This is a genomic window from Methylomonas sp. MED-D, assembly GCF_050276835.1.
Classification (GTDB): domain Bacteria; phylum Pseudomonadota; class Gammaproteobacteria; order Methylococcales; family Methylomonadaceae; genus Methylomonas; species Methylomonas koyamae_A.
This window is the reverse complement of the sequence record NZ_CP189965.1, coordinates 4,355,375-4,366,742: the sequence shown is the minus strand read 5'-3', so window position 1 is coordinate 4,366,742 and position 11,368 is coordinate 4,355,375. Positions and strand designations below refer to the sequence as shown.

The window sequence follows — 11,368 nt, the reverse complement described above, 5'->3', positions numbered from 1 at the left end:
TATGGCGAGTACCGAAGCCCCCGATTATCAGCAATTGGTCAAAAACGCTTTAGTCGAAATTCGAAGGCTAAAAGCCACTATCGCCGAATTGGAGCAAAACCGCGAACAGGACGACATTGCCGTCATTGGCGCCGCGTGCTGCTTTCCGGGCGGCCGGGAGGATGCGGGGGATCTTGAGGCCTTTTGGCAGGTTTTGGCCGACGGCGTGGACGCCGTCAGAGAGGCGCCGGAGCAGCGTTTGAGCAAAGCGCAATTTTACGATCCCAACCCTGATGCCGCCGGTAAAATCCTGAGCATTCAAGGCGGATACCTCAACGATATCGATCAATTTGCCGCCGAGTTTTTTTATATTTCGCCGCGCGAAGCCGACAGTCTCGATCCGCAGCAGCGCCTGCTGTTGGAAAGCCATTGGCGGGCGTTGGAACAGGCCGGTATTCCGCCTTCTTCGTTAATGGGCAGTCAAACAGGGTTGTTCGCCGGTATCTGCGGCAACGATTATTACCATCTGCTGGCCAGCCGTGACTATCGCGAAATCGATAGTTATATGGCTTCCGGCACCGCGCATAGCACCGCCGTCGGCCGCGTGGCCTTTTATTTGGGGACGCAAGGGCCGGCGGTGGCTGTCGATACCGCGTGTTCTTCGTCGTTGGTGGCAATTCACTTAGCTTGTCAAAGTCTGCGCGCCGGAGAATGCCGATTGGCCTTGGCCAGCGGCGTCAACGCCTTATTGGCGCCCGAATTCAGCATCAATTTTTCGCGAGCCGGCATGTTGTCGCCGGACGGGCGCTGCAAAACCTTCGACGATGGCGCGGACGGTTATGTGCGCGGTGAAGGCTGCGGTGTGGTGGTATTGAAAAAATTGGCCGATGCCCAGCGCGACGGCGACAAGGTCTTGGCGGTGATCAAGGGTTCTGCCACCAACCAGGATGGACGCAGCAGCGGTTTGACCGCGCCCAACGGTAGCGCTCAGCGCCAAGTGCTGAAACAAGCCTTGCAAGCCGCCGGATTGAAAGCCGAACAAGTCGCTTATGTCGAAGCGCACGGTACCGGCACCAGCCTGGGCGATCCTATCGAGATCGAAGCCTTGCAGGCGGTTTACGGCAGCCGGCGGCAAACGCCGTTGACGATCGGTTCGGTGAAAAGCAACATCGGCCATCTGGAAGGGGCGGCCGGTATTGCCGGCTTTATCAAGACCGTGTTGATGCTGCAACACCAAAAAATTCCCAAGCAATTGCATTTTCAGCAGCCGAACCGGCACGTCGATTGGCAATCCATGAATCTGACGGTCAGCCGGCAATTGGCCGATTGGCCGGTCGAGCAGGGCCAGCCGAGGATTGCCGGCGTCAGTTCCTTCGGCTTTGGTGGGAGTAACGCGCACGTTTTGGTCGCCGAAGCGCCGAAACAGGCGCACGAGGCTGCCGTTTGCCGCCATCGCCGGCAGCTATTGACGCTGTCGGCGCGGACTCCGCTCGAATTGCGCGCGCTAGCACAGGCTTATAGCGACTATTTGTCGGCCAATCCGGGCTTGGAGCTGGCCGACTTTTGTTATACGGTCAATGTGCGGCGCGATCATTTCGCCTATCGGCTGGCCTTGCCGTGCACCAATATGGCCGAAGCGGTCGACGGTTTGCGTAAGCTTAGCGAAGGCCAAGCCGGCGAGGAAAGGCGCATGGCCTTGCTGTTCACCGGCCAGGGCGCGTTTAACGGCCCGCTTTTAGACGTGTTCGCCGATTTGCCGTTGTTTGCCGATGATTTCGCTGCCTGCGAAGCGGCATTTGATCGGCAAATGGGATTCTCCTTGCGCGAATTGCTGTTTACCGAACAGGGCGCGGCGCGGTTGGCATCGACGGAGTATGCCCAACCGGCCTTGTATTGTTTTCAAGTGGCTCTCGCTAGGACTTGGTTGGCCTTGGGCGTCGAAGCGGATTATTTGCTCGGCCATAGCGTCGGCGAATATGCCGCCGCGTGTTTGGCGGAGGTATTCAGCTTTGAAGACGGTTTGGCGCTGATCAAGCAGCGCGGTCGGCTGATGGCGGCGCTGAGCGAAGAGGGCGGCATGCTGGCGGTGTTGGCCGAGGCCGATAAAGTCGGGCTCGCCTTGCAAGAATGCGGCAGTAGCCTCTGCGTCGCCGGCTACAACGGCAAAACCAATACCGTGGTATCCGGCGCCAAACACGAACTGCACCGCTTCAGCCGTTATCTGGAGCAGCAAGGGATGGCTTATGCGGTCTTGAACGTCGATCGCGCCTTTCATTCGCCGCTGATGGCGCCGATGCTTCGGGAATTCGCGGCTAGCGCGGCCGGCATCGCGTATCGGTCGCCGACTAAAAACATTATTTCCACGCTGACCGGTCAGTTAATCGGTGCGGAAATGGCGAGTGCCGAGTATTGGCTGAAGCAGATCAGCAGCCCGGTGTTGTTTAGCCAAGCCTTGGCCGAGTTGGTCGCCAACGACGTGGATGGGATGTTGGAAGTCGGACCGCAAAACGTGCTGAGTAAATTGGTACAACGCGAATACCCGGACGGCCGGATTAAAGCCATCAGTTCCCTCGATAGCCGGCAAGCCGACGGCGGTTTGCTGGATACGCTGGCGGCGCTTTATCGCGGCGGGTTGAAGATCGATTGGCAGGCTTATTATCAGGATTTTAAAGGCCGTCATTTGAATGTGCCGGCTTATCCTTTCAGTAGGCAGCGTTACTGGTTTAAAGCCGCGCCGAGAACGGCCGCGCCAGCGCCGGCCTTGCATCCTTTTTTGCAAAACCCATTCGAAACGGCCGATCAGCCGGAAAAGCAAGTCTTTAGCGCCGTTTTGCAAGCCAGCCATCTGGCTTTCCACCGCGACCATCGTTACCACGGCAAGCTCTTACTGCCCGCCGCCCATTATCTGGAAATGGCGGTTGCGGCCTTGGGCGGTCTGCCTTGCCGCATAGCGCAGGCGAGTTATCCCGCGCCATTGCTATTCGACGAGGAGCAGGCGGTGAGCCTGCAATTGTTACTGACGGCCGATGCTGACGGCTACGCTTGCGCTATTTATGCGCGTTGTGCGGATGATTTACCCTGGCAATGCCATTTTAGCGCCAGGATAGAGACGCTGAATCAAGCGGCTGAATCGATGTCGCCTATCCCGGTATTCAACCAAGGTTTGGATGTCGAGCGCTATTACCGGGCCATGGCCGAGCGAGGCATCGATTTCGGTCCGGCTTACCGCTTGCTGGACAGCCTGTCCGCGCAAGACCAGCAGGCGCTGGGCAAGATCAAAGCCGCCCCGCGAGACAGTGCTTATTTTCTTTATCCGCCGATGCTGGATGCGTGTTTCCAAGTGGCGGGCGCTTTGCTGCCGCAGGACCAAGAAACCTATGTGCAAACGAGTCTGGCGTTGCTGACGTATTACCGGCCGATAGGCCAGGGCGATATCCATGCGCACGCACGGTTAACGGGTGTCGAAGCAGGGCAATGGCTTTTCGATATCGATGTTCTGGCCGAAGACGGCGAGACTATCGCCCGCATACTAGGTTTGGGCTTAAAGCGATTGCCGTCCAATCGGCAAGACGGGCTTTTTTATAAAACTCAATGGCAAGCCGTCGCTAACCCGAGCGACGAGATAAACCCCGAGGCAAGCGCGGCTTGGCTGGCGCAAATTGCCCGAGGCCCCGAGCAATACTGGCCGCAGCCACCAGGCATAGCCGAAAACCAAGCCGAGGTTTTGGAAGCCGAGGCCTTGAATTATGTGCTGAAAGCCTTGCAGGATTTGGCGTTTCCGTACCAAGTGGGTGAAGGTTTCGAATTGGCGCAGTGCCTGCGGCAATTAGGGGTTTTACCGCGTTATTCGAAGTTGCTGCAGCGCTGTTTAACGGTGTTAAGCCAAGCGCAATATTTGAGTCTGGAACAGGAGCAATGGCGAGTGTTGAAACCGCTGGTCGCCGGGCCGGAACAGAGTTCGATAGCCGGCGGCATCGAGATGCAATTGCTCAGGCAATGCGGGCGGGCTTTGGCCGGCGTATTAAACGGCAACATCGATTTTCTGCCGTTGCTGTTTCCGGAAAACAGCAACATTTCCGCCGCGACTTTATATAGCCAAGCGGAAGGTTTTACGATTTTGAACCGTAGCGCGGTTCTGGCCTTGGACGGCTGGTTGGCGTTAATCCCCAAAGGCCGTAAATTAAGGGTCTTGGAAATCGGCGCCGGTACCGGCGGCACGACGCGGCATCTCTTGCCGCTGTTGGCCGGCAGGGTCGATTTCGAGTATTGGTATACCGATTTGTCGTCGGCTTTTTTTAGTTCGGCCCAAGCGGGTTTTGCCGACTATCCGCCGCTTAAATATCAAACCTTGGATATCGCCAAAGACCCTTTCAGTCAAGGTTTTGCCGAACATGGCTTCGATTTGGTCGTCGCCGCCAACGTTGTTCATGCCACTGCCGATTTACCGCAAACGCTGTCCCATGTCCGGCAGTTGTTAAACGATCAGGGCGTATTGCTGTTGTTGGAAGGTTTACAGCCCCGGCTGTGGGTGGACTTGATTTTCGGGTTGACCGACGGTTGGTGGGCGTTCAACGATCAGCGGTGCCAGGCGAATTATCCGTTATTGGATCAAAACGGCTGGCAGGGTTTATTGAGCGAAACCGGATTTGCGTCGACGGCCTTCATTACCGCGCCGTTAGACGCAACCGAACGCCTATGCCGACAAAGCGTGATTTTGACTCAGGCGGCGCGAACCCGCGGCCGCCATTGGTTGATCGTCGACGATAGCTTGGGCGCGGCGGACCGGTTGGCGGATTATTTAAACGCGCGTGGCGATCGTTGTACCAGGATCGATTACGGCCAAGCGCTTTCTCAACACGCCGACGCTTCGTGGACTGTGGACCCATTCCAACGCCGGGATTTCGAACGTGTGCTGCAACATTGGTTTGAGCCTGAAGAAAATGGCCAATATGCGGTGCTGGTTTGTTCGGGCCTGGACGGCGTTATCGACGAAACCAGCGACAGTCGGGCGGTGGAAAAAACGCTGGCTATCGTTTGCGCCGGCACTTTGCATTTGTTGCAGGCCTTAGGGGCGGCGTCTATCGGATTACAGGCTTTCAATGTGCTGACCCAAGGTGCGAAGCCGGTTGTCGACGGCGACTGTCCGCAAGCCGCAATGGCGGCCTTGTGGGGCATGGTCAGAGTCGCCGCCAAGGAATATCCGCGGCTTCAATGTCGCTTATTCGATTTGCAAGCAGGGATGGACTTGGATTTACCGACTTGCCAACTGGTTTGCCAAACCGATGCCCAGGCCGAATTGCAAAATGCGGTGCGAGACGGGCGGCTATTCGTGCCGCGTTTAGTGTCTTGCCTTCCCGGCGGCAATCAGCCTTTGACGATACGCGAACAAGGCGTTTATCTGGTGACCGGTGCATTCGGCGGCATGGGCTTTAAGCTAACCCAATGGTTGATCGAGCAGGGCGCCAAACACTTAATCTTGTTGGCAAGAACGGCACCGTCCGCGGCAGTGAAGCAAGCGCTGGACCAAGCGGCGGCGGGGAGCGTCGAGATCCATATCCAAGCCGTCGACGTCAGCGATTACGACGCTTTGCGTCGGGCGGTCGATGTACCGGGTCGGCAAGGCTTGGCCGGTATTTTCCATAGTGCCGGCGTGTTCGCCGATTGTTTGCTGCAAGACTACGATTGGCAGGTGTTCAGCAGCGTTTTTCCGGCCAAGGTGGCGGGCGCTTGGAATTTGCATAGGCTGAGTCTGGAGCTTGAAAGCTCTCCGGATTATTTCGTGCTGTTTTCTTCTTCGGCGTCGGTATTGGCCGCCGGCGGTTTGGCCAATTATGTAGCCGCCAACGCCTTTGTCGATGCCTTGGCGGCTTACCGGCGTCGGCAAAATCTGCCGGCGCACGCTATCAATTGGGGGGTCTGGCAAGATACCGGCATGGCGGCGGCGGTCAACGATATTCGCCGCCAACAATGGCAAACGATGGGCGTCAAGCCGATGGCGACAGATACTGCATTGGCCGCGATGCGGACCGCGATCGAATCCGACGACGCCAATCTGGCGATTATCGACATCGACTTCGATCGCTATGCCGGCAATCAAGATCACGACGGTTATTTTCAAGCGCTATTGAGCCGCCGGGAACAGGGGCAGGCGCAGGCGACCAAGGCCGCTTCTAACGGCGGGGAATCTATTGTGTCTTTGTTGCGGCAAAACCCCGATCGGCAACGGGAAGTCATGCTGGAGCATGTCAGTCGCTTACTCGGGTCGGTATTGGGGATTGCCGGCGACATCGACGCTAGGCGCGGATTTTTCGAGCTGGGCATGGATTCGTTGACGGCGATGGAACTGCGCAACCGCTTGCAACGCGAGTTCGAACCGCCGTTGGATGCGACCTTGACCTTTAAATATCCGACCTTGTCGGCGTTGGCGGATTATCTGTTGAGCTTGCTGGTGGATACTAGGCCCAAGCAGGAAGAGCCGAGCGCCGAGCCTGTTGCCGACGCAAAAAACGCGATAAACAGCGAGGAGCCGATATTATCCTTGGACGAACAATTAGCCGATATAGACCGGTTTTTGGAACACTTCTGAATCATGTCGGCAGACAAAGTACGGGGAGAGACGTGTCGGAGAATGAAGATCAATTAAAACGCGCTTCGCTGGCATTGGCAAAAATGAAACAGCGTTTGCTCGACCAGGAAGCCAAGGCGAACGAGCCGATTGCGATCGTCGGCATCGGTTGCCGCTTACCGGGCGGCATTGATACGCCGGAAGCGTTCTGGCAGTTATTGAGCCGCGGCGAACACGGCATCGTCGACGTGCCTGGCGACCGTTGGGATATGGCTAGCCTGTACAGCGCCGAGCGCGGCGTGCCGGGGAAAATGTATACCCGCAAAGCCGGGTTTATCGAGCGGCCGGGGGATTTCGATCCCGAGTTTTTCGGTATTTCGCCGCGCGAAGCCAAAAGCATGGACCCGCAACAACGCTTGCTGCTCGAGGTTTGTTGGCAGGCATTGGAGCATGCCAACATCGTTCCCGATTCGCTACGCGATAGCGATACCGGTTTGTTTCTGGGCATAGGCCAAAACGACTATGGCCTGTTGCAGCTCTATTCCGACGATTATTCGCGCATCAATACCTACGACGGTAGCGGCAACGGATTTTGTTTCGCCGCCGGTCGGATTTCTTATGTGATGGGATGGCAAGGCCCATGTCTTGCTATCGATACCGCATGTTCGTCGGCCTTGGTAGCGGTGCATTTGGCCTGCCAAAGTTTGCGCAAGGCCGAGTCCAGGGTGGCGGTGGCGGCCGGCGTGCAATTGATGCTGACCCCCAACGTGGCGATGTTTCTATCCAGGGTCGGGGCACTGGCCGAAGACGGGCATAGCAAAGCCTTCGATGCTTCGGCCGACGGTTATGGTCGAGGGGAAGGCTGCGGCGCCCTGGTATTAAAGCGGCTGTCCGATGCCGAGGCCGACGGCGACGACATCATCGCAGTGATCAGAGCCAGCGGCGTGAATCACGACGGCCCCGGTAGCGGCTTGACGGTGCCTAACGGGTTGGCGCAACAAAAACTGATACGGCAAGTCTTGGCGCAAGCCAAAATTAACGCCGAACAAGTGGTTTACGTCGAAGCCCACGGGACCGGCACGGTATTGGGCGATCCGATCGAAGCGGAAGCCTTGGGCACGGTCTATTGCCAAGACCGGGCGCCGGATAATCCTTTGTATATCGGTTCGGTGAAAACCAATATCGGTCATCTGGAAGCGGCGGCCGGTATTGCCAGCATGATTAAAGCCGCTTTGATGTTAAAACATCGCGAGATTCCGGCCAGTTTGGGCTTTTCCGAGCCCAACCCGCATATTCCCTGGGAAACGTTCAATCTGAAAGTGCCGACCCAGTTGACCGCTTGGCCGGATAAGGCTGAACCGGGTTTGGTGGCCGTCAGTTCATTCGGCATGAGCGGTACCAACGCGCATGCCATTTTGCAAACGCCGCCACCGAAAACCAGGAGCTGCCAAACGCCGACCGGATTGAATCTGTTGACGTTGTCCGCAAAAACCCAAGCGGCTTTGCCAGCGGTCGCCAGTCGCTATGCCGACGCTTTACAGGCATTGCCCGCCGGCCAAGTTCAGAATTTTTGCTTTACCGCCAATACCTGCCGCAGCCATTTTTCCTTCCGCAAAGCGCTATTTGCGAGCGGTGGCGAGGAGCTGATCCAACAATTGCGCGATCCGGGCTTGTTGAACGACGTCAGACCGTGCTCGGAATGGAAAAAGCCGAAACTGGCCTTTTTATTTACCGGACAAGGTAGTCAATATCCGCGCATGGGCTTGGATTTATACCGCAGTGAAGCGGTATTCCGGGCGGCGGTGGACCAATGCGACGCCATTCTGGCGCCTCGGGTTGGTTATTCGGTCAAGGCCTTGTTGTGCGACGAAGCAGACGAACAACGGTTGAGAACCCATGCTCAACCGGCGATTTTCGTGTTTCAGTATGCGATGCTGGCCTTGTGGCAAAGTTGGGGGATCAAGGCCGATTTCGTGTTGGGGCATAGCATCGGCGAATACGCGGCGGCTTGCCATGCCGGGGTGTTTGCGTTGTCCGATGCCTTGAAATTGATTGCCGCGCGTAGCAGCAGTATCAACGAGCATGCCGTACCTGGCGCGATGATCGCCGTTGCCGCCGACGAAAAAACCGTTCAGCCCTGGCTTGCGCCGTTCGTCGATAGCGCCGGCATCGCGGTGGTGAATACCGCCAAGAGTCTGGTGATTTCAGGCTTGAAGGAAGCTTTGCAAGAAATTAGCGTCGCGTTAGAGCAGGCTGGGCTTTCCGTTACCCCGTTGAATGTCGCCCACGGATTTCATTCGCCGGCCATGCAAGCGGCTTTACCGGTTTTTGCCGAGATTGCCGAGACCATTGCATTTCGTGCGCCGGATAAGACCCTGGTCTCGACCTTGACAGGCCAAGTCGTCGGCGAGGACATCGCCGGCGCGGATTATTGGGTTAAGCATATCCGCCAAACGGTACAGTTTTATCCGGCCGTGCAGCAGCTCGTCGCGCAAGGGGCGGATATTTTCCTGGAAATAGGACCGAAGCCGGTCTTATTTGGCTTAGTCAAGCAGATCGAGGCCGCCGCGGAAAAAATCTGTCTGCACGGCCAAACCGGTAAAGGCGATAGCCGGGCGGAAACTTACCGGGCGTTGGCTCGGTTATATCAAACGGGTTTGACGCCCGATTGGCGGGCCGTCACCGGCGGCGAAAAAATCAAATTGCCGAACTATCCCTGGCAACGCCAGTTTTATTGGCTGGCTGCGCCAACGGCTAAACAAGCGATTACCGAGGCTCAGCCGGCGTCTATCGTTTTACAGGCCTTGGCCGAAGGCCAAACCGAAAGTTTGTTGGCCGCCTTATGGCAGGATAAAACCCCGAACGAGGACGAACGAAAATTAACCCTGCAAATTCTGCACAATCTGACCGCATTGCATCAGCAGGCGATTTCGCAAGATCGGCAGGCGCAATGCGCTTATCAAATTAGCTGGCGGCGCTACGAATTGCCGCCAGCCGGGGCCGCCAAAACCTGGTTGTTGATTGCCGACCGGCAAGGGCGAGCCAAAACGCTGTTTGATGCCGGTTCGGGCGCCAAGATGCCGATGGTCTTGCTTGAGTCGAGCCGCGAATATCAAAAAATAAGCGCGCAACATTATCGCCTGTGTTTCGATAGCGAGCAGGACTGGCAACGTTGTTTGGACGATATTACCTCGACATCCTCGACGGAACTGGCGGTGATGAATTTTCAAGCCTGCGATTTGGCCGATGGCGGGCCGGAAGCCCTCGGCGCGGTGATGACTCGGTTTATTGCTTGTTACCGGGCCTTGAAACAAGCGGATAAACCGCTACCGATTTGGTGGTTAACCGAAAACGCCCAGGTCGCCGCTGACGGCGACGCGGCAACCGGCTGGGTAAGCGCCGCCGCGTGGGGGCTCGGCCGGGTGATCGGCTTGGAACAACCGGCACTGTTCGGCGGTTTGCTGGATTTGGCCGACAGCAGCCCGGAGCAGTTGACTAAGTTGATGGCGATCATGGCGATAGCACCTCGCGGCGAACAAATTGCGATTCGGCCGGAAGGTTGCTATGCGGCCAGATTGACACCGAGCGCCTTACCCGCCGCCGCTGTCGTCATCGATCCGCGCGGCGATTACCTGATTACCGGTGGCTTGGGCGGCTTGGGTTTGGCTATTGCCGGCTGGTTGGTGGCGAACAAGGCCGGCCGGGTATGGCTGATTGCCCGCCGTCCGGCTGCGGGCGAGGCGCAGCAGAAGATTGAAGATTTACGGCGGCAAGGCGGCGATGTGCGCTGCGTTCAAGCCGACATCGCCGATGGCGAGGCAGTCGCCGCGTTAATGGCGCATATTCAGCAACAGGGCGGACGCTTGAAAGGCGTCATACATGCGGCCGGCATCTTAAAAGACGGCCTGTTGGAAAATCTGCAAGCGGACGATTTTAAGGCGGTAGGGTCGGCTAAGGTGACGGGGGCTTGGTTGTTGCATCAAGCCACCAAAGATGCGGCATTGGATTTTTTCGTGCTGTGTTCGTCGGCGGCTTCGGTGCTGGGTTCCAGAGGGCAAGCGGCTTATGCCGCCGCCAATGCCGCGATGGACGGTTTAGCGCAATACCGCAATCGCTTGGGTTTGCCGGCATTAACCGTCAACTGGGGTGCTTGGGCCGATGTCGGCATGGCCGCCGGCTTGGACCGGGTCGATCAACAGCGTATGCAAGCTAGCGGCGTCGTGGCGATGCCAGCGCCGTTCGCTGTGAGTTTATTGGCGAAAGCCTTGAATGCCGGCGCGAGCCAGCAAGTGTTGATGGACGTCGATTGGCCGTTATTTGGCAAGGCCTTGGCCGAGGCGGCGACTAAACCTTTATGGCAGGTGACCGGCGGGCTGGTAGAAGAGGCCGACGCTATCGCGGATAGTCCAGCAGTGCTTAATTTCGAGCAACAAATAGCCGAGTTAAGCCGGGACGAAGCTTACCAATTGGCCAAAACCCAACTCGAGCAAGCGATCAAGCAAGTGCTGTATCTGGACGAAGCTAAAACCATCGATAGTTATCAAGGTTTTTTCGACATGGGGCTTGATTCGATCACCATCGTCGAGTTGAGGGTAAATTTGCAGCGTCGCCTAGGTTGCGATTTGCCGACGACGTTATTGTTTGACTACGCCAATGTGGCCGATGTCTGCGCGTATTTGTTGGAGCGCCACGCAAAACCGCTACTGAGCCCAGTCGAGGACGTTAACGCCGATACCGGCCGGACGGCGGTGGAAAACTTATCCGAGCAGGAATTGGATCGGTTAATTAGCGAGAAATTACAAAACATCCTGGCGGATACGTAAG

Annotated in this window: 2 protein-coding genes; both read left to right on the top strand. The window is 57.2% G+C overall.

The genetic code is table 11. The features are described 5' to 3' along the window. The first annotated feature begins 1 nt into the window (after position 1). On the top strand, positions 2 to 6,565 hold the full coding sequence (locus ACQE3E_RS19630) for a type I polyketide synthase (RefSeq protein WP_427500977.1): 6,564 nt from the start codon (positions 2 to 4) through the stop codon (positions 6,563 to 6,565). Between the two features lie 32 nt (positions 6,566 to 6,597). Beyond that, complete coding sequence (locus ACQE3E_RS19625; protein ID WP_313730600.1) at positions 6,598 to 11,367, top strand: type I polyketide synthase; 4,770 nt, start codon at positions 6,598 to 6,600, stop codon at positions 11,365 to 11,367. The last annotated feature ends 1 nt before the right edge of the window (position 11,368 follow it).

Bases quoted from the DNA above. Each gene is read 5' to 3' on its own strand.
- ACQE3E_RS19630 (WP_427500977.1), top strand. From the start codon at position 2: ATGGCGAGTACCGAAGCCCCCGATTATCAGCAATTGGTCAAAAACGCT.